Annotated in this window: 22 protein-coding genes; 15 read left to right on the top strand and 7 right to left on the bottom strand. The window is 47.0% G+C overall.

The window, feature by feature from the left end; translation table 11 throughout:
* Positions 1 to 13 precede the first annotated feature (13 nt).
* The 5 genes from HMPREF3201_RS03650 to HMPREF3201_RS03630 all read right to left on the bottom strand — a co-directional run bounded on the left by HMPREF3201_RS03650 (position 14) and on the right by HMPREF3201_RS03630 (position 3441).
* The gene (locus HMPREF3201_RS03650; RefSeq protein ID WP_044503395.1) at positions 14 to 334 is read right to left on the bottom strand and encodes a metal-sensing transcriptional repressor; all 321 of its coding nucleotides are present in this window, start codon (positions 332 to 334) and stop codon (positions 14 to 16) included.
* Between the two features lie 200 nt (positions 335 to 534).
* Positions 535 to 963, bottom strand: coding sequence for an OmpH/Skp family outer membrane protein (locus HMPREF3201_RS03645; RefSeq protein WP_062411786.1), 429 nt, complete (start codon positions 961 to 963; stop codon positions 535 to 537).
* A 107-nt stretch (positions 964 to 1070) separates the two neighbouring features.
* Positions 1071 to 1481, bottom strand: a complete 411-nt coding sequence (locus tag HMPREF3201_RS03640; RefSeq protein WP_062411785.1) for a GerW family sporulation protein — start codon at positions 1479 to 1481, stop codon at positions 1071 to 1073.
* Complete coding sequence (locus tag HMPREF3201_RS03635; RefSeq protein ID WP_062411784.1) at positions 1474 to 2256, bottom strand: ATP synthase subunit B family protein; 783 nt, start codon at positions 2254 to 2256, stop codon at positions 1474 to 1476. Before HMPREF3201_RS03635 ends, HMPREF3201_RS03640 begins: the two co-directional genes overlap by 8 nt.
* Positions 2257 to 2322: 66 nt before the next feature.
* Positions 2323 to 3441, bottom strand: coding sequence for an NADH:flavin oxidoreductase (locus HMPREF3201_RS03630; RefSeq protein ID WP_062411783.1), 1119 nt, complete (start codon positions 3439 to 3441; stop codon positions 2323 to 2325).
* Positions 3442 to 3726: 285 nt separating this feature from the next.
* Here HMPREF3201_RS03630 and HMPREF3201_RS03625 point away from each other — a divergent pair, with 285 nt between their 5' ends.
* Positions 3727 to 5010, top strand: a complete 1284-nt coding sequence (locus HMPREF3201_RS03625) for an adenylosuccinate synthase (RefSeq protein ID WP_062411782.1) — start codon at positions 3727 to 3729, stop codon at positions 5008 to 5010.
* Between the two features lie 98 nt (positions 5011 to 5108).
* Here the strand turns inward: HMPREF3201_RS03625 and HMPREF3201_RS03620 are convergent, their stop codons facing one another.
* Positions 5109 to 5771, bottom strand: a complete 663-nt coding sequence (locus HMPREF3201_RS03620) for a hypothetical protein (RefSeq protein ID WP_062411781.1) — start codon at positions 5769 to 5771, stop codon at positions 5109 to 5111.
* A gap of 160 nt (positions 5772 to 5931) precedes the next feature.
* On the opposite strand from HMPREF3201_RS03620, the gene HMPREF3201_RS03615 reads away from it, so the two are divergent.
* Genes HMPREF3201_RS03615 through HMPREF3201_RS03600 form a run of 4 tightly spaced genes read left to right on the top strand, consistent with a single transcriptional unit; the run spans position 5932 to position 9584 of the window.
* Entirely contained in the window at positions 5932 to 6783 is an 852-nt protein-coding gene (locus tag HMPREF3201_RS03615) for a ParB/RepB/Spo0J family partition protein (RefSeq protein WP_062411780.1), read from the top strand.
* 29 nt (positions 6784 to 6812) lie between these two features.
* Entirely contained in the window at positions 6813 to 7343 is a 531-nt protein-coding gene (locus HMPREF3201_RS03610; protein WP_062411779.1) for a DUF4446 family protein, read from the top strand.
* Positions 7344 to 7356: 13 nt separating this feature from the next.
* Positions 7357 to 8367, top strand: coding sequence for a M23 family metallopeptidase (locus HMPREF3201_RS03605; RefSeq protein WP_062411778.1), 1011 nt, complete (start codon positions 7357 to 7359; stop codon positions 8365 to 8367).
* 47 nt (positions 8368 to 8414) lie between these two features.
* Positions 8415 to 9584, top strand: a complete 1170-nt coding sequence (locus HMPREF3201_RS03600) for an ABC transporter substrate-binding protein (protein WP_072272006.1) — start codon at positions 8415 to 8417, stop codon at positions 9582 to 9584.
* Here HMPREF3201_RS03600 and HMPREF3201_RS03595 read toward each other — a convergent pair.
* Complete coding sequence (locus HMPREF3201_RS03595; RefSeq protein WP_062411777.1) at positions 9572 to 10294, bottom strand: M48 family metallopeptidase; 723 nt, start codon at positions 10292 to 10294, stop codon at positions 9572 to 9574. The two genes, HMPREF3201_RS03600 and HMPREF3201_RS03595, sit on opposite strands and share 13 nt — an antisense overlap.
* Positions 10295 to 10379: 85 nt before the next feature.
* On the opposite strand from HMPREF3201_RS03595, the gene HMPREF3201_RS03590 reads away from it, so the two are divergent.
* From HMPREF3201_RS03590 to HMPREF3201_RS03545, 10 genes are all read left to right on the top strand, one after another.
* Positions 10380 to 10934 (top strand): 3'-5' exonuclease, encoded by a 555-nt coding sequence (locus HMPREF3201_RS03590; protein ID WP_062411776.1) that lies wholly within the window; start codon positions 10380 to 10382, stop codon positions 10932 to 10934.
* A gap of 186 nt (positions 10935 to 11120) precedes the next feature.
* Positions 11121 to 12068 carry a 2-hydroxyacid dehydrogenase gene (locus HMPREF3201_RS03585; protein WP_062411775.1) on the top strand — a complete coding sequence of 316 codons (948 nt, stop codon included), beginning with the start codon at positions 11121 to 11123 and terminating at the stop codon, positions 12066 to 12068.
* 158 nt (positions 12069 to 12226) lie between these two features.
* A complete protein-coding gene (locus HMPREF3201_RS03580; protein ID WP_062411774.1) occupies positions 12227 to 12922 on the top strand; it encodes a FadR/GntR family transcriptional regulator in 696 nt (231 codons plus the stop codon).
* A gap of 100 nt (positions 12923 to 13022) precedes the next feature.
* On the top strand, positions 13023 to 14273 hold the full coding sequence (locus HMPREF3201_RS03575) for an enolase C-terminal domain-like protein (protein WP_197408254.1): 1251 nt from the start codon (positions 13023 to 13025) through the stop codon (positions 14271 to 14273).
* 29 nt (positions 14274 to 14302) lie between these two features.
* On the top strand, positions 14303 to 15319 hold the full coding sequence (locus tag HMPREF3201_RS03570; RefSeq protein ID WP_062411772.1) for a TRAP transporter substrate-binding protein: 1017 nt from the start codon (positions 14303 to 14305) through the stop codon (positions 15317 to 15319).
* Positions 15320 to 15322: 3 nt separating this feature from the next.
* Positions 15323 to 15829: a TRAP transporter small permease gene (locus HMPREF3201_RS03565; protein ID WP_062411771.1), complete on the top strand. Its 507-nt coding sequence runs from the start codon at positions 15323 to 15325 to the stop codon at positions 15827 to 15829.
* A 14-nt stretch (positions 15830 to 15843) separates the two neighbouring features.
* Complete coding sequence (locus tag HMPREF3201_RS03560) at positions 15844 to 17127, top strand: TRAP transporter large permease (protein WP_062411770.1); 1284 nt, start codon at positions 15844 to 15846, stop codon at positions 17125 to 17127.
* A 46-nt stretch (positions 17128 to 17173) separates the two neighbouring features.
* The gene (locus HMPREF3201_RS03555) at positions 17174 to 18217 is read left to right on the top strand and encodes an alcohol dehydrogenase catalytic domain-containing protein (RefSeq protein ID WP_062411769.1); all 1044 of its coding nucleotides are present in this window, start codon (positions 17174 to 17176) and stop codon (positions 18215 to 18217) included.
* 16 nt (positions 18218 to 18233) lie between these two features.
* Positions 18234 to 19010 (top strand): SDR family oxidoreductase, encoded by a 777-nt coding sequence (locus tag HMPREF3201_RS03550; RefSeq protein WP_062411768.1) that lies wholly within the window; start codon positions 18234 to 18236, stop codon positions 19008 to 19010.
* Positions 19011 to 19174: 164 nt separating this feature from the next.
* Positions 19175 to 20014 (top strand): sugar kinase (locus HMPREF3201_RS03545; protein WP_062411767.1); only part of this gene is annotated, 840 nt, incomplete at its 3' end.

Here is a 20014-nt window from a genome sequence, read left to right as displayed (position 1 = left end):
TAGGCTCACTCCTTTATTTCATGAGTTTTTGCAAGGCACCGACGAGTTCATCGACGACTTCGTCTTTGCCATCGCGAATATCATCGACGACGCAGCCTTTGATATGCTGACCTAAGAGCTCCTTATTGAAGGCGTTCAATGCCGACTGGATGGCACTGACCTGGGTCAGGATATCGATGCAGTAGCGGTCGTCTTCCAACATGTTTCTCACGCCGCGGACCTGACCTTCGATACGGTTCAGCCGTGATACGAGAGACTTATATTCCTTGCCTTCTTTGCTGCGGTACTTATGTTTTTCAGAATTGCAGCAAGGACAGACGTCTTTTTCTTCCATCGTAGTATTCCCTCCTTGGATACCCCCTCGGGGTACATTGTTATAATATACCCAATGGGGGTATCTGTCAAGAGATATTCTGAAATTTTGAAAGACTTTTACAAAAAGGTGGGAAAACGGCTTTTTATAGCCTCTTTGGGATTGAAAAGAGCGCAAAAAAAGACTGCCACGACGGTGACAGTCTTTCGAAGGTTATATTCTTATTTCAGCAATGCTTTGACGGCATCCGTTTCGTCGGTTGCATTGTCAGCGCCGGCGATGATAGCGCCCTGGGCTACGATGCTGTCGAGGCCTTTTTCTTTACGGACCTGTTCGACTTTAGCGACGACGTCTTTTTCAATAGGAACGACGAGTTTCGTTTCGAGCTGGCTGAGGTTCTGTGCCAATTCACGGCCGAGGTTCTGTCTTTCCTGATCGGTTTTCAGTTTCGGAGCCTGTTTGGAGAACTTGTCGTTTGCGTCTTTAATAGCCGACTGCATCTGAGCGCTGACTTTCGGGAAGTCTTTGTGTGCCTGAACGAGAGCGTCGAAATTAACGTAGCCGACACCGGCAGCAAAGGCTGACGATGCAGCTGCAAGACTCATCATACCCATAACGGCGAGAGATGCCAATTGTTTTTTCAATTTCATAATTTATTCCTCCTATACCGCCGGAGCGGTTCAACTACTAAATATGATTATTATTATATTATAACAAATTTAGTTAAGAATTACAATAATGAGCAAAAGGGCTAAGATTACTTTTCTTCTTTTTCCGCCGTGTCCCCTTCATCTTCATCGTGGATGTAAATGTATTTATCCTTCTTCATTTTGTCGATAATTTCAGGAGCCATGGCGATGAGTTTTTCAAAAGCCGAGGCCTGATAGCCGTCTTTTTTGATCGAGAACATTTCGACACGGTCTCCCTTGATGACCAGGATGGCTGCCGGTTCGAGGCGAGCACCACCGCCGCTGCCAAGGCTGTTGCGGCCGTTTTCTGTCTTGCCGTTCAGGCCGCCGGTACCGAAACCGAAGGTGACGTCGACGAAGGGAACCAAGATGGCATCGCCGATGTGGACGGCCTGGCCGACGACGGTTTCGACTTTGATCATTTCTTTGAAGCTTTCAAAAATTTGCTCTAAATTGTTTTTGATGTACGAGTTATCCATAGCGCGTCTCCTTATTCACAGCAAACCAATGAATCAATATATGGCGTACAGGCCGCGACAAGGCAAACATCAAGGTGAACAAGAGGAGCATTGCCGGATAGAGGCGACCTGAAGCATGGGCGGTACAGTCGTATTGTTCTTCTAAAAAGTTGAATTGCAGGTTTTCGAGGTTTCCCGGGCAGCAGGCGTAGAGTGCACCGGCTAAGATGCCGGTCTTATGAGGCGCCGGAAGGCCCAGGGTTCCATCGAAGGAAAGACTCCGGATTTGGCCGTGACCGATGAGGCGGGACAGCCAGGTGAAAAGGGCTGTCAGGAAATCGGTGTTGACGATGAGGGGAATCCACTCGCTGGGGCTGCCCTTCTTTTTTTCTGCAGTCGGCGCCGTGTCCGTTTCTTCTTTCTCCTTCGTTTCTTCCTTCGTATCTGGGGGAGATTCCTGGTCCGCTTCCTTTTCAGCCTCTTCGATGGAAGGAAGGTCTTCATAGGTCGTTTGCTGACTTTCTTCCTCTAAGATTTGCAGGGCTTCTTCGCGAGATTCCGCTACGGTATTTTTCCCGTCAGCATCGTCCTTTTTCCAAAAGACCGAGAGTTCACCCTTGGCTTCTTCGCCGACGGTGTAGGACCAGGATTTTTGGATTAACTTCCGTCCCCATCCGACACAGAAGGCGAAGTGGTAGGGCTTTCCGATGTGGAGGGTGACTTCATAGGTTACGGGCAGACATAAAATGAGCAGGATTGTGCTGAATAGTATGACGGCAATGGCAATAAGCGTCATGACCAGCCCTCCTCTTCCATGCGTACAGAATCAACTTTTAACGTATCTTTTACTTGGGATAGACGATCAGCCTTCCTGTTTTTCGCGCTTATTAAAGATGCAGTCGACGTTTTCAGCGCCGAAGCAGCGCGAGCAGGAAATGCATAAGGACGGTTCGGTATCGCCTTCACGCCAGCGTTTGGGAAGATCGGGCTGACGAAGGAAGGGGCGGCTCATGGAAATGAAGGCCAGGTCCGTTTCTTCGAGGGCCTGTTCCATTTCTTCGGCACTGCGGAAACCGCCGACGACGCCGATATCGATTTTACCCTTTAACGAGGCAGCGGCTTCGGCCGCGTAGTTTTTAAAATACATCGGTTCCTTCGTGCGCTTAATGGCCCGAATGGGTCCTTTTCGCGGAAGGGACGACGTGTTGCCGCCGCTGACTTCGATGGCATCGACACCTGCGTCAGCAAGCCAGGCCATGACCTGTTTGCTTTCTTCAAAGGTCAGGCTGCCGTCTTCCATGAAGTCGGCACAGTTCAGTTTGACCCAAATGGGGTAGTCCGGCCCGACGGCTTTTCTCATCGCCGCAATCGTTTCTAAGAGGAAGCGGGCACGGTTTTCTAAGCTGCCGCCGTATTCATCGGTACGGGTATTAAAGTGAGGCGATAAGAATTTGCTGGCCAGATAGCCGTGGGCTCCGTGGAACTGGACGCCGTCAAAGCCGGCTTTCTGGGCTCGTTCGGCTGCCAGGGCAACGGCGCTGGTCAGCTCGTGAATCTGGCTGACAGTCAGGGCCTGCGATTCCTGCGTCCATTTGGCTACCTTTTCGGTAACGCCGCTGGGACTGAAGATGATGCGGTGTTCTCCTTCGGGAACTTCCGGCAGGAGGATGGCCGAACCCATGACGACGAGCTGGGCGACGACTTTACTGCCGTGGTCGTGGACATGGCTGACGACCTTAGCAAGCGGCTCGATGCACTGGTCATCGTCGATGCGAATCTGGCAGTGCTGCCGCGGTTCCATCTTGTTGGTGGCCATCATACCGGTGATGATGATACCGGCGCCGCCATCTGCCAATTTTTCATACATTTTGGTCAGATTTTCTGTCGGCACACCATACCTTCCCATTCCTTCAAAAGTAGCAGAACGGATAATACGGCAGTTCGTTTCAATACGGCCGATGCGACAGGTATCAAATAACATGGTCAAAATCTCTCCTTGGTAATAAAAAATGAATTTCAGTTTTTCTTCGGTATTTCCATATTATACAATATTTGTTGAAATAAGCCAATGAGTTGTTTTATCAAGTCTGCATGGCGACGTTTCTTTTTTATTTCTATCGAGATTTCGACGGGAAAATTTTTTTATTAAGGCTGACATCGTAAAAAAAGCGTAAAAGCCAGGGCCTTTTTAGTAGCATAACTATAAGGCCTATGGTATAATGTAAGTGTTTGTTAATTTTGCAATTCATGAAGGGATGTTGAATACATGGCTACAGCAATGGTAATCGGAACCCAGTGGGGCGACGAAGGAAAAGGTAAAATCGTAGATTATTTGGCCCAAAAAGCCGACGTCGTCATCCGCTCCCAAGGTGGGAACAATGCCGGCCATACGGTCGTCGTTGACGATAAGTCCTTTGCACTTCGCCTCTTGCCGTCGGGGATCCTCTTTTCCGAAAAAACTTGTATCATCGGCAGCGGTGTCGTTGTCAACCCGAAAGTCCTCCTCGAAGAAATTGAAAGTATGACTTCAAAAGGCGTAACCATTAGTAAGCTGGAAATTTCTACACGGGCACACGTCATCATGCCGTACCATGTCCGCATTGATGAAGAAGATGAAAAGCTCAAGGGCGATGCTAAAATCGGCACGACGAAAAATGGTATCGGCCCCTGCTATGCCGACAAGATCAACCGCGTTGGCATTCGCATTGGCGACCTCATGGACCGCGATATCTTTGCGGAAAAATTGCGTAGCAATATTGAATTGAAAAATCGTCTCTTTGAAAAATATTATGGCTGCCCGGGATTCGATTATGATGAAGTACTTCAGGAATACCTCGGCTATGCCGATCAGATTCGCCAGTATGTAAAGGATACGAACTACTCGGCTAACCTCTACGTCAGCGAAGGCAAAAAGGTCCTCTTTGAAGGGGCTCAGGCTGCTATGCTCGACTTAGACCACGGTACCTATCCTTTCGTTACCAGCTCTAATCCGACGGCCGGCGGTGCCTGCACCGGATCCGGCGTCGGTCCTCGCCGCATGGAAAACATCGTCGGTGTCGTAAAAGCCTATACGACGCGTGTCGGTGCCGGCCCGTTCCCGGCTGAACAGCTCAATGAAATCGGTGACTACCTGCGCAATACGGGTCACGAATTCGGTACCGTTACCGGTCGTCCCCGCCGCTGCGGCTGGCTCGATACGGCTGTCGTAAAATACGCTGCTATGCTGAACAGCCTCGATTATTTGGCCATTACCCGCCTCGATATCCTCGATGATCTGGATACGATTAAAATCTGCACCGGCTATAAATATAAGGGCCAGCAGCTGAAAGAATATCCGGCCAGCCTCGACGTCCTTGAAAATGTCGAACCGATTTATGAAGACATGCCGGGCTGGAAGACGTCGATTTCAAACTGCAAATCCTATGATGAACTGCCGGAAGCAGCTCGTCATTATGTCGAACGGATCAGCGAACTCGTCGGCGTGCCCCTGGGCATCGTTTCCGTCGGTCCGAACCGCAGCCAGACGATCATCCTCAAAACCATTTTTTAAATAAACTGAATTACACCATAACAAAAAGGACCTGCCACCAAGGTGGCAGGTCCTTTGATATATTGATATATTGGGGATACGCGCGCGAGCGGGTACTTTTATTCTCCGCAGTGACCGGCCATGGCGCAGCCGCCGCAAGAACCGCCGCAAGTGCTGCAGCCGCCGTCGGCAATGTTAAGACCAATCATACCGGCTACGGTTTTACGAGGCATGAGCATGCCGCTCGGCAAGAGCGAGACGCCCATCTGTTCGGCGTGGACGGCCTTGGCGATGTTGGCTGTCTGACCGACCGGCCAGTCGCCGGTACCGGGGCTCATGGCCCATACGGCTTTATAGCCTTTATCAGCACTGGCTTCATCGAGGGTGTCGATGAGCTGTTTCGTATAGTTCGCGGTGGCAACGGCGACGGCCGAATCGAGGGCCAGGCCGCGGGTGATTTCCTTATCCATGAACAGCTTGTCGATTTCTTGTTCTACGGCTTCGCCGAGGGTCACGGCGTACATCAATACGATGGCCGAGTCTTCAATGAGCTGGCGGGCACGCTGGCTGCTGACCGTAAAGGGATTGTCGCAAAGGACCATGTGCGACGTATTGTCATAGAAGCACTGCTGGCAGGAAGCCTTCGGTTTGGCCAGTTCCATGACGCGTTGGCAGGCTTCGTTTACGATATCATCGGACAGCTCTTCGGCGCCTCGCTGCTGGGCATATTCTTTGACGCTGGCAGCGTCTATTTCTTTTAAGGGATCAGTAAATAGTGGCATATGTTACATCCTTTCTGAATGAGATATTTTTTTCCTTATTATATCATAGAATTCTCATAAAATTGGAGAAAAGATGAGAGAATAAATATTTGATTAAATGGGTAATAGACTATATACTATAATATAGACCTAAAAATAATACGAGAGAAAAGAGGTGGCCATGGTGGCGGTCGACGGTCCTTCTGGGAAACGAGAAAGAATCACTGATATTGCTGTCGAATGTATTGTACCCAATCCCAGGCAGCCGCGTCGTTCCTTTGATGAAGCGGCTCTGGATGCCTTAGCCGAATCCATTCGCCAGCATGGTGTGGTTCAGCCCATCGTCGTCCAAAAGTCAGGGCCCGGTCAATATGAACTCATTGCCGGCGAACGGCGGCTGCGAGCCGCCAGGCGATGCGGATTGAAACAGATTCCGGCGATTATTCGCCGGTACAGCCTTGCTGAAGCTGCTGAAATCGCACTCATTGAAAATTTACAGCGCGAAGACTTGGATGCGATCGAAGAAGGCCTGGCTTATGACCGATTGATGACCGAATTTGGCCTGACACAAGAGCAGACGGCACAGAAAGTCGGGAAAAGCCGTTCCCATGTTGCCAATATGGTTCGTCTGCTGCAGCTGCCGGCAGACGTCAAAGGCTTGATTGTCGAGGGGAAACTGTCGATGGGACAGGCCCGGCCGCTATTACAGCTACCGACGGCAGAAGGGCAGTGCGAAGCGGCCCTTTACATTTTGAAACATGAGCTGTCCGCCCGAAAAGCCGAAGCTTTAGTACGGCGACTCATGGCTGAGAATGAGCCGAAACCGGAGCCGGATGCCCACCTTGCTCTCTTACAGGATAAGCTGAAGATGGCTTTAGGAACCGATGTTTCCATTCAGTTGCGGCCCGGGCCGGGGACGGGAAAAATTGAAATTTCATTTTCATCAGAAGCGGAGTTTGAACGACTGATGTCGATACTTACCGAAGAAAACGACGGTCCTCGACGGCCGACCTTTTCTTCGTTTCATATATAATCTATTGGTATATCTACGGGAGGAACAAAATGTTTAATGTTGACATGCAGGTTGCTGCAATGGCACTTGCCGGTATAGGCGGTTTGCTTTTATTGATTTTGCTCGTCTATATTGCCTTTTTACACTGGAAAATCAAAAAATTAGAAACGAAGTATACCTTTTTTATGCAGGATGAAACGGGGACCAGCGTTGAAGCAAAACTGCGGGATGATGTCGAAAAGCTGCACGATTTGCAGGGGACCCTGGATTTGATTCATCAGACTCAAAAAGATATCATGGCTGTACAGAACCATTGTTTCCGTAAAATCGGTTTTGTCAAATACAACGCCTTTGACAATATCGGCAATAACTTAAGTTTTGCCTTTACGGTTCTCGATGGGAAAAATGACGGATTCTGTCTTTCCAGTGTGTATGGCCGCAATGAATCCCGTATTTTTGCAAAACCAATTGTCGATGGCAAGTGTCTTTACGGCATGAGTGAAGAAGAAAAGGAAAGCCTGGACAACGCTTTGAACTACAGCGGTGACATGCAGGCAGTTCAGAAGGATATGGAAGAATAAAGAGGGGAAAAAGGTGAAGTTCCAAATTAAGGACTATCCATGGCTGACGTCCCTGAAAGATTGGTGGCAGCGGGTAAAGCCGGCGCAGATGCCGGCTTGGTGGCCGTCATTTTTGCGATCTGATCGGACAGAACCATTGGTTGTGACGCCGGAGCAGTATAAAAAAATCATTCGTATCGGAGTCGCTGCAGCAATTTTCATTGTAATTGTTGTTGGCATCGGTATCTATGAATTTGTTTCGCTCCAACAGGCTAAAGACCAGGAAATGCTGCATGAACAGCAGCTGGAGTTGATGCGGGATAAGACAGCATCGCTCCAGGAAAAAATGGATAAAATGGATGCCCTCGATCAGGAGCTGCGGCAAATGGTCAAGGGATCGGGGGCTGGTGACAGCCCAAAAGGTGACGGTGGCGTAGCAGGGGGACAGAAGAAATCCCCGGACCTTTCTAATGCCAGCTACAATGACCTGTTATTGGCCACCTCTCGATTGGAAACGCGCAGCAATGCCCGTATTATCAGCTTTATTACCTTAAAGACCGTCCTCAGTGATACGGCCGGTCAACAAGTCCTGCAAATGCAGCAAAACAGTCGTATGTATCAGGTCGGCGGCAGCTCAGGCAGTCCCAACAGTGCCTCTACGGTACCGTCGATTTGGCCGGTTACGGGGACCATTACGTCTGAATTCGGGTATCGCGGCAATCCTATTGGCGGCGGTTCCGGCTTCCATGAAGGTATCGATATCGGTGTCGACTATGGCGTTCCCGTTCGGGCCACGGCTGCCGGTAAGGTTACCATGGCCGGCTGGGTCGATGGTTACGGCAACCTCGTTGAAATCGATCATGGCAACGGTTTTGTCACTCGCTACGGGCATAATTCGATGCTTTTGGTTACGGTCGGACAGGAAGTCCAGGCCGGCTCTATCATTTCCCTGGCCGGCAGCACCGGACGCAGCACGGGACCTCATGTCCACTATGAGGTTCGGGTCAATGGCTCGCCGACCAATCCCTTACTGTTTTTACCTTAATCATAAAGACTCAGGCAGACGTTTTCAAATAAGGAAGGAGGACTTTCATGAAGAAAAATGTTCAGTTCCTTGTCCTGTTTGTATTTTTGTCTGCCTTTTTGCTTGGGGGATGTACTTTTTTCCGCCAGTACACCGGGGTTCTCATCGGAACCAATCTGGCCCTAAGCGGCAAAGGGATGTCCTATTCGGCGTCGACCGAACGGGGCATTGAACTGGCGAAAGATATCGTCAATGAACGCGGCGGCCTGCTGGGCAAACCGGTACAGCTCGTATCGGTAGACAATCACGGCAAGCCGGAAGATGCCGTAGCCGCCATTCAGCAGCTAAACGTGCGGCATGTGTCGGCCATCATTGGGCCGGACCTTGCCGACTGTACGCGGGCGGTCATTCCCAATGTGGAAGCCGTCAAGATTCCCCTCATCAGTCCTGGCGGGACGCAGCCCGATATCACCGTCGATATCCGGGCTAATGAAGTCTATCAGTATATGTTCCGGGCTGCCTTTATCGACGCCTCTCAAGGGCGTGCCATGGCCGATTATGCCCGTCATAACCTGCAGGCCGGCAAGGCCGCCGTCTTTTACTATCCCGATAAGATGTATGCCCAGGGACTGGCGGAATACTTCCGCAGTGCTTTTCTTGCCAGCGGCGGAGAGGTTCCGATTTTTCGTGACGTATCGGATCCGAACGACCTTGTTCGGGCCATATCTGAGCTAAAGGCTGCCGGCATCGATGTCATTTATCTTCCGGGATACGACGACTGGACGATTCCGGCTATTAAAGTACTGAGAAGCCAGGGAATTTCTATGCCGCTATTGGGACCTGACGGTTGGAACAGCCTTAAAATGGAGAAGGATATAGACGGTCAATATCTGACTAATCTTTACTATACCGATCATTATGCCGGGAACGAATCGAGTGACACAGCTCGTCAATTCTCCCGGGCCTATTACGAAAAATACGGCGTTTTGCCCGATGGTTATGCAGCCCTCGGCTACGATGCCTTTATGATGACGGCAGCGGCTATCTCGCGCTGTCAGTCCGGTGACCCGACAGAGGTCGCCAAAGAACTGGTCAAGACGATTGACTATCAAGGGGCGACTGGGACGATTTCACTTGACGCCAATCACGATGCCATTAAAGATGTGTTCATCCTGACTTTCAAAGACGGACAGCCGTCCCTAGCCGCGACCATTCCGCCTGATTATCAGATGCAGTAAGGCAGATACCGGTTCATAGCCTGACGCCGTTCCTTCCAGTCCGGCATGCGCACGGTCATGACGTCATAAAAATGGCGGGAATGGTTGGGGTGGATGAAGTGGCATAGTTCGTGGAGCATGACGTGGTCAATGATGGCTTCCGGCATAATGGCCAAGTAGGTGTTCATGGTCACGATGCCTTTTAAAGGCATGCACGAGCCCCAGCGGGAACGCATGACGCGCTGTTTGAGTATCGGTTCTTTTAAGTTATATTCTTTGAATAAGGGCAGCATTCGCTGAAGACTGGCTGAAAAAAGAGGGGCTCCGATGCGCTGCAGCAGCTGATGATACAGCTTCTGCCGGGTCTGAGGCGTATCGTCCTTGAGCTCCATAAATACCGTGTCCTGATTTCGCCGGATGGTATTGCGAAGGCCCAGACGGACGTCGAGACGGTAGGGTTTCCCCGTAATCAAGAGGGTTTCGCCGTCGCTCAATGTCAGGAAAGGGAACTTTTTCTGCTGTTCTTGCAACTTCTGTACGGCCCGGCAGATAAGGTCGCTCTTTTTTTGTAAGAAAGCCTCGATATAGGCCCAGGGAACACGGGGCGATGCGGAAATAAACAAGTTCCCGTCATTTCGGATATGGAGATTGATGTTCTTTACTTTTTTGCGGACGACCGTTACGGAAAATTTTTGGTCCTGAGCCGCAAAGGTATATTGTTCACTCGTCATGGAAATACCTCGTACCGATAAAAGAATGAAAAATCAGATTTAATTGTAAGTAGATTTTAGGATTTTGTCAAAAGGATGGTATCGTATGCTTGATTTCACGGCCTTTGATTTTGAAACGGCCAATAAGTATGCCAACAGCGCCTGCTCGCTGGCGGCGGTCACGATGAATGACGATGATTGTGTCCGTCAAGGATACACTTTGATTCGGCCGCCCTTTATGGTATTCGACCCTGAAAATGTGGCAATCCACGGCATTCATCCGGAGCAGGTTGCCCATAAACCGAAATTTGATGCCTTATGGGGAAATATCCAAAAACACCTGGAAGGGCGGATATTGGTGGCCCATTACGCTGTGTTTGATACGCGGGTCCTGCGCAGCCTGCTGAAGTATTACCATTTGGAAAAGCCCCAGGCGTCGTATGCCTGCACGGTAGAAATATCACGCCGCGTCTGGCCGGACCTGCCCAACCATAAACTGGACACCGTTGCCGGCTATTTGGGCTATTCTTTCCAGCACCATCAGGCCCTTGATGATGCCCGGGCCTGTGCCCATATCGTCTTAAAAGCGGCTGAAGCGGTCGGTGCTTCCTCCATGGAAGAACTCCTTCAGGCGACACATTTAAAATTGAAACCCTTATAATGTACTGTTGGCAGTCCCTTGTGATTGCCGGCAGTATTTTTTTGTTTCTTGGTCCATTGGCTTATGGCTATCTGTTTTTTATATAGCATTGAATGTTATATACTGATTTTCCATAGAGGCTTACAAATCCCTACTATCTGCGTATAATTAAGAGAGTGATTACTATCCTGAAAGGAGCTTTTTAACATGAAAATTGTCTTATTAGAATCGTTAGGTATCAGTCAGGAATTACTTGACTCCTATGTAAAACCGCTTACCGAAAAGGGCCATGAATTTGCCGCTTATGAAAGAAATGATGACGTCGCAGTTCAGATCGAAGAAGCAAAAGATGCCGATATCCTCATCATTGCCAATATGCCTCTCAAGGCAGAAGTCATCAATGCCTGCCCGAATTTAAAATATATCGACGTCGCCTTTACCGGCGTCGATCACGTAGCTCTCGACGCAGCGAAAGCTAAGGGCATCAAAGTCAGCAATGCTTCCGGTTATTCGACGGTTGCTGTAGCCGAACTCACCATTGCCATGATCCTCGATTTACTGCGCCGCGTTCCTCAGGTAGACGCTGCCTGCCGGGCTGGAGGAACCAAAGCCGGCCTTGTCGGCAATGAATTAGAAGGAAAAACCGTCGGCCTTATCGGGACGGGAAACATTGGTCATCGCGTAGCCGAATTGGTCCATGCCTTCGGAGCCAAGGTCGTTGCCTACAATGGATTCTCCCATAAAGAAGATACGGAACTGATTAAATATCTGCCGTTAAAAGAACTGATGGCTCAGTCTGATATCGTCAGCCTTCACTGCCCGGTAACGGAACAGTCTAAGGGCATGATCAATGCAGAAACCCTGTCCTATATGAAACCGACGGCCTTCTTGGTCAACGAAGCCCGCGGCCCGGTCGTCGTATCCCAAGACTTGGCCGATGCCCTAAACAGCGGTAAAATTGCCGGTGCCGGCATCGATGTCTTTGAAAAAGAACCGCCTCTCGATACGGATCATCCCCTGCTCCATTCTAAGAATACCATCGTTACGCCCCACGTTGCCTTTGCAACGGCTGAATCGATGGCGAAACGCGCCGTCATCGTCTTTGATAACATCGACGCTTATATCGCCGGGAATCAGAAAAACGTAGTCCTCTAAGTATGATTGCAATAAATGCATTGCTTGATTTAAAGATATTCTTCTTTTTCAAGCAATGCATTTTTGTTTATATTTCTATTGAATTTTAGCATTCAAGATGATACAATCAGATCAACTTGAAAGACGTCATACAAGTTTACTTTATTTGGGAGATTGTTATGCCTATTATAAGAAAAAACAATATATCGCAACAAGTTTTCGCCTTTTTACAAAAGAATATTGAAAATGGCACGTGGCCTGTCGGCTCTAAGATTCCATCCGAAAATGAATTAACGAAAATGATGGATGTTAGCCGATCGAGCGTGAGAACGGCTATACAGCAATGTATTGCGCTGAATATTTTGGAAAGTCAGCATGGTCGGGGAACCTTTGTAAAAAATAGTGATGTACGTGGTGTTGTGAATACCATTCATACACTGACTCAAAGTGATTATAAAGATATTCTAAAAGTATTAGAATTTCGCAAAATTATAGAGAGTGGTAGTGCAGCCCTAGCTGCAGAGCGCATGAACAATACCCACTTGGATAAGTTGCAAGCTATTTTGGACACCATGAAGAAAAAAAGCAATGAACCGATTGCCTTTGTCCAAGCAGATATGCAGTTTCATTTAGAAATTAGCCGAGCCTCAGGGAATGTTCTTATTGAAAGTGCCTTGCAAAGTATTTTTGGACAGACACTTCGTTCGAGTCAACAATTGAATCTGCTTTTTGGCTATAAAGACGGGGTTTATTACCATAATAAGATTTTAAATTCGATGAGAAATAAAGATTCTGATCAAGCTAAAATGTGGATGGAAGAACACATGCAGCATGCTATGGATATGTTACCGAAGATTATGTCACAAGATCGTTGAAAGGGAGGTTATTTATTTTCACTCAACTTGTATGACAACATACAAGTTTGGAGAACGCAATTATGCTAGTTAATTTTTATAAAAGCGGATAAGGAGGAGTATGATGACTTTAAAAATTACAGATGTCCGTGTAATATTAACGGCTCCGGAAGGGATTAACCTAGTGGCTGTCAAGGTCATGACGAATCAAGATGGTTTATATGGCGTTGGGTGTGCTACCTTTGCCTACCGAGTTTTAGCCGTAAAATGCTTAATTGAACAATATTTGAAGCCTTTATTAGTAGGGCGAGATCCTCAAGATATTGAAGAACTATGGCAGTTGATGCATCAGAACGGATATTGGAGAAACGGCCCTATTGAGAACAATGCTATTTCTGGCATTGATATGGCCTTGTGGGACATAAAGGGAAAACTTGCCGGAATGCCCCTATATCAACTGTTCGGAGGAAAGATTCGTAAGGGCGTCCCTGTTTATCGTCATGCAGACGGTAGAAATCTAGAAGAATTGTGTGAAAATATCCAGCGATTTAAGGAGATGGGAATTACCCATATTCGATGTCAGTGTGGTGGTTATGGCGGATCATGGAAGGCGCATGGTTTAAATAGTACTCCCGAAGGCGCGTATCCGGGAATTTATTTAGATAGTCGTAAATATATTAAAGATACCTTAAAACTGTTTGATGGGATCCGGAGTAAATTAGGATTTGATATTGAGCTCATTCACGATGTTCATGAACGAATCAGTCCAACCGAAGCCATGGGTTTTGTGAAAGAATTAGAACCGTATCGCCTTTTCTTTGTGGAAGATGTATTGCCCTTGGATCAGATTGAATGGTTTAGAAAAATACGCATGAGTACTACGACTCCCTTGGCGGAAGGAGAATTATTTAATAATCCTGCCGAATGGAGACAGTTGATTACAGAGCAATTGATTGATTATATTCGCGTTCACATCAGTCAAATCGGAGGGATTACCCCGGCTCGTAAACTCGCTATTTTTGCAGAACAGTTTGGAGTAAAAACAGCTTGGCATGGCCCTGGAGATATGACACCTATTGCACATGCAGCGAATGTCCATATCGATTTAGCGGCGCCTAATTTCGGCGTTCAAGAGTGGTCAGGGATTGAACCCCCGAATGTCGTTATTCAAGATGTTAAAGGTCCTCACGGTGCTTTGTTGGAAGTCTTTCCCGGATTGCCGGAATTCCGCCATGGATATGTCTATCCCAATGACGCTCCCGGCTTAGGGGTTGATATCGACGAAAAAGAGGCGGCAAAATATCCTTGCAGCAACGAGGTGGTGCAGTGGACGCAAACTAGAAAAACAGATGGAGCCTTACAACTTCCATAACTACACATTAAACTATTAAGGAGATGAATATGATGCGAAGGATTCTGACCGGATTACTTTTACTGGGAATGCTGATATTATCTGCCGGCTGTGGGAGCAATAAAAACATTTATGATGCTGATGGAGTAGCTCACTTGCGATTATCCCAAGCCTCGGCTGCAGATGGTGCTATTGGTAAGAGTTTGGAAATATTTGCCAAAGATGTTTATGAAAAATCGAATGGACGTATCCAAATCAGTGTTTTTCATAATGGGCAATTAGGTTCCGAACGAGATAATATAGAAGCTTGTGAATTAGGAAATTTAGACATTGCCGTAGTTAATCAAAGTGTCCTGGCTAATTTTATTCCGGAAATAGCCGTATTTGATCTTCCCTATACGATTGAGAGTGAAAAACATGCCGATGCCGTATTCTTAGGTCCTATTGGTAATGACTTCCTTCAGCGATTATCCTCTGTGAAATTGCATGGATTGGGGATTTGGGAATCCGGGTTCCGCGATTTAACCAATTCTAAACGTCCCGTCGTTAATGTAGAAGATGTCTATGGCTTAAGAGTGCGTGTTATGGAAAATAAAATTCATCAAGAGCTCTGGAAAGCATTAGGCGCTGATCCAGTGCCCATGTCTTGGGGAGATGCCTATACCGGCTTACAGCAAGGGGCTCTAGATGGCCAGGAAAATCCGCCGACGGTTATTGACAAAAATAATGTAGTAGAAGTGAATAAACATATGGCTATTACACAGCACGTATACTCTACTGTATTTTTGATTATGTCACCGAAAACTTGGGAAGGCCTCACTCCGGACGATCAACAGCTTATTACAGAATGCATGAATCGAGCTAATTTAAACGAAAGACTGTTGAGCCGACAGATGGATAAAGAAGCGTTAGATACCTTGGCTTCAAAAGGCATGCAGATTACGTACCCCAATAAATCTCAGTTTATTGCAGCTACTAGCAGCGTTCGCGATGAGTTTAGTGGAACATTTAAGGATACACTGGATCGAATTAAGCAAACCGCTAAAGATATTGGAGAGGAGGAATAGTTGATGAGGCAAGGTGAAAAATGGTTTAAAAGCATTCAATCTTGGGTTATGCGGTTAAACGCGGTTATTTTGATTCTGATTATGAGCATTGTGTTTATACAAACCGTAACCCGATATGTTGTTTTTTATAGTATTCCCTGGTCAGAGGAAGCTTCACGATATCTTTATGTAGCGTTAACCCTTCTTGGTGTAAATATTGCGGTTACTGAAAATCAATTTGTCAGCATCGATTTAATTGATAATATCCTTTCTAAAAAGAATAAACAAAGGTTAGAATTCATTCGACAACTATTAGCGTTTATCATTGCCAGTGTCTTTTTCTACAGCAGTTTTGGAATGATCGAGATCGGTGGCTACCAGATGAGCCCAGCACTGAGACTTCCAATGAATGTCATGTATGGAATTGTTTCTCTGGGGTTTGGCTTAACGGTACTCGCTATCTTATTCCAGATGAAAGAACGGTGTTTTACAAATCATGAAGCGGATGTACATTCCACAAATAACGAATAAGGAGGCGAAAGGTTATGGAGTTATCTGCAGTAGCCCTGCTGGTAGTATTAGTCGGACTGATGTCCATTGGATTGCCCATTACTTGGGCACTGGGGGGAGCTTGTATCAGTGCTATTTTGTTAGACCCTAATTTATCGTTAGCGATGATTACACAAAAAATATTCACAGGATGTGATAATTTTGCCATGCTGGCATTACCGGCCTTCTTTTTAGCCGGAGATATCATGGCAAAAGGTGGATTATCTGGACGTCTGGTTTCCTTTGCCGATTCTCTGGTCGGATGGATTTCAGGTGGTATTTCCTTGGTATCTATCGTTGCTTGTGCGTTTTTTGCAGCTATTTCAGGCTCTTCTGTTGCGACGACGGCAGCGATTGGCGGCATTATGTATCCTGAAATGGTTAAACGAGATTACCCTAAGGATTATTCGGCCGCGTGTCAAGCGATTGGTGGTACCTTAGGCATCGTTATTCCCCCATCTACGGTATTCGTTATTTATGGTAATATTACGAATACGTCGGTTGCTAAATTGCTTATGGCAGGGATTGTACCTGGTATCATTTGTGGATTTTTCCTTTGTGTATATGCCTACATCAAAGCCAAGAAATGTAATTTCCCGTGCAATGATAGCTTTTCCTTTAAACGCTTTTTACTGTCTTTCCGCGATGCCATCTGGGCTCTTTTAATGCCGCTGGTTATTTTAGGTGGAATTTATGGCGGGATTTTTACTCCGACTGAAAGCGCCGTTGTCGCTGTATTTTATGGCTTTTTTGTTTGCCTAGGGATTTATCGAGAAATTACGGGAGCCCAGATCTTTGATGTCGTTCGACAGACTGCCATTACAACGGCTAACATCATGTTTCTGGTTGTTACGGCGCAGATGTTTGGGTTTATTGTTACCTTCTATCACATTCCGGTATTGGTAACGAAAGGGTTTATGGCTATTGCCAGCAATGCATCTGTGTTCTTAGTATTAATTATTGTTCTGCTTACCATTTGCGGGATGTTTTTGGAAGTCGGTGCGACGAACTTAATATTAGGACCTATCTTAGCACCGATTGCGATTAAGTTTGGTGTAGATCCCGTTCAATTTGGTCTGCTGTTTGTATTCTTATTAGCGATGGGACAGGCGACACCGCCTTTCGGGACCACCATGTTTGTTTCTTGTGGCCTTAGTGGGGAACCTGTAGCGAAAGTCGCCAAACGATTGTTACCTTTTGTGGCTGTTGAAATTGTCTGCGCCTTCTTATTTGCTTTCTTCCCGGCTTTATCTATTGGGATTCTTGACCTAATGAAGTAAATAGAAGTATAAATATAGTGTATCATTGCGAAATGGAGGAATAGATATGTCAGATATGATGAAAGAAGTCGTCGTTACAGGGGCACATGCTTATGAGGTACGGACGGTGCCTCGGCCTGAAGTTAAGGGTGATTATGATGTGTTAGTTCAAATGAAGGCTGCTGGTGTTTGCGGCAGTGACTTCCATATCTATAATGGTTCCAATCCGTGCGCCAGCTATCCACGAATTCCCGGCCATGAAAATGCAGGGGTCGTAGCGGCTGTCGGCTCTAAAGTTACGAAGGTCAAACCTGGCGACCATATTATTGTTGATTTGATTCATACTTGTGGAACGTGTTACCAATGCCGTATTCATCGTAAAAATGTCTGCGAGAATGTCTTGGTTCGCGGCTCTGGTTATGATGGCGGTTGGCGGGAATACTTCATTGTTCCCGAAGGTGAAGTATATCCTATCAGTTCCGACGTACCTTGGAAAGATGCGGCTTTGGTAGAACCTTTTGCAATCGGCGCACATTGCACGCAAAGAGGGCGCGTGGTACCTGATGATACGGTTCTTATATTGGGGACTGGGACGATTGGCGCTATCATTTTACAAACATGTAAGGCAAAGGGCGTTAAAAAGATTATTTGTGCTGATATCAGTGATAGTTCATTAGAACGGGCAAAAGAATATGGTGCAGATTTTGTTATTAATACAAAGCGGGAAGATTTGAAACAGCGGATTCATGAGTTGACTGATGGACATGGAGTAACGATTGCCTTTGATTCAGCCTGCTTCCCCGGGTCTTTAACGATGATCATGGAACCGGGGATTATCTGCAATGCCGGACGTGTCGTACCCCTTGGATTTGTTACCGTTCCTGAACAAATCACTCAAGCGATGATCAATCAGAGAGAATTAGATATTATTGGCTCACGAATGTCCTGCTATCAGTTCGAGCCTACAATTGAACGTATGGAAAATGGCGAATTTAACTTGAAAGGAATTGCTACCAATTATATTCCCTTTAGTCGCATTCAAGAAGTCTTTGATAAAATAGAAAATCCCGATCCATCTGTTAAGAAAATGGTAATTTTATTTGATGAATAATTTGGAGGATGTCATTATGAATATTTCGACTGAAAATATATTTGATGTAAAGGGGAAAAAAGCGATTGTAACAGGCAGTACCCGTGGCCTGGGCTATGGCATGGCTGAAGGCCTTATGGAAGCGGGGGCTGAAGTCGTTATCGTCGGGACGTCTGATCGGGTATTTACCGTTGCTGATGATTTTAAAGACCGAGGCTTTGCCTGCCACGCTGTCAAAGGTAATCTGGCTGTCCGCGATGAAGTTTATCGTGTTTTTCGGGAAAGTGTAGCAGCCCTTGGGGGGGATTTGGATATCCTGGTTACGTCTCATGGAATCCAGCGTCGCCACAGTGCAGAAGAATTCCCTATGGAAGAATGGGATGAAGTTTTGAATGTTAATTTGAATTCTGTTTTTATCCTTTGCCAGGAAGCAGGCAAGATCATGTTAAAAAAGGGGTACGGAAAAATTGTTACGATTGCTTCTATGTCCTCTTTCTTTGGGGGGCAGACGGTACCTGCTTATGCTGCAGCCAAAGGCGGTATTGCTCAGTTAACAAAAGAATTGAGCAACGATTGGATTGGCCGGGGAATTAATGTAAACTCTATTGCTCCCGGTTATATGGCAACGGAGATGAATGACGCCCTTCTCGATAAAAATAATCCTCGCTATCTTCAGATTACAGAACGCATTCCGGCACACCGTTGGGGTACGGGTGATGATATGAAGGGGCCTTGCTTATTCTTATGCTCCCATGCAAGTGATTATCTTGGCGGGGCGATTATTCCGGTTGATGGCGGATATTTGGTAAAATAAGGATCGAATAAGGGATCTTGATATAGCTTCCCTGTTGGTAATGACATGAAAGGATATTCTAATTTATATCTTGACAGTATCATGATCTATGTAAGTTGAATTAGAAAATCGATGACGGGACTGTCTGCTGCGACAGTCTCGTTTTATCTTATGGAGGAATCAAAATGAAGAATGTGCTTACTATTGGCGAAGCGATGGGGCTACTCATCGCCGAAGAAACGGGGCCGTTGGAAGCGGTCGAACACTTTTCCCGCCACGTCTGCGGAGCTGAGCTGAATTATGCCGTCGGTATGGCGCGCCTGGGAAATAACGTATCGTATATTTCTAAAGTCGGTATCGATCCCTTTGGTCGCTGTATCGTCAATTTCCTGAAAGAAAACAACATCCACGAACAGTATGTATGGACCGACGAGGACCATATGACGGGCTTTCAGATGAAGGAAAAAGTCGTCGAAGGAGATCCTTTTGTGGCCAATATTCGTAAGCATACGGCCTTTTCTCATTTCCAGCCATCTGATTTAAGCGGTATCGACTGGACTGGCGTCAACCACCTTCATGTGACGGGGATTCCCTTAGCCTTGTCGCAATCATGCCGGGAAACGATCTATACTCTCATGATGCGGGCCCACAGTAAAGGCGTACGCATTTCCTTTGACCCTAATCTGCGGCCCATGCTCTGGAAATCAGAGGAAGCCATGGCTAGAGTTATCAATGGTGCCGCTCGGTATGCCGATATCGTCATGCCGGGCCTCGGTGAAGGCCGGATTCTGACCGGTCGGGAAAGTGAACAGGACATTGCCCAGTATTATCTGCAGCGCGGCGTCCAGACCGTTGTTATCAAGCTCGGCGGCAGTAACGGCACCTATATTCGGACGGAACAGGAAGAATTTTACGTACCGAGTTATCACGTAAAACACATCGTCGATACCGTCGGTGCCGGCGATGGTTTTGCCGTCGGCTTTACCAGTGGTCTCCTCGATGGGTTAACCTTAGAAGATGCCGCC

It is taken from the genome of Megasphaera sp. MJR8396C, from assembly GCF_001546855.1.
In the GTDB taxonomy this organism is placed as follows: domain Bacteria; phylum Bacillota; class Negativicutes; order Veillonellales; family Megasphaeraceae; genus Megasphaera.
Note: the sequence above shows the minus strand (reverse complement) of the source record. Positions and strands in the feature narration are given on the sequence as shown.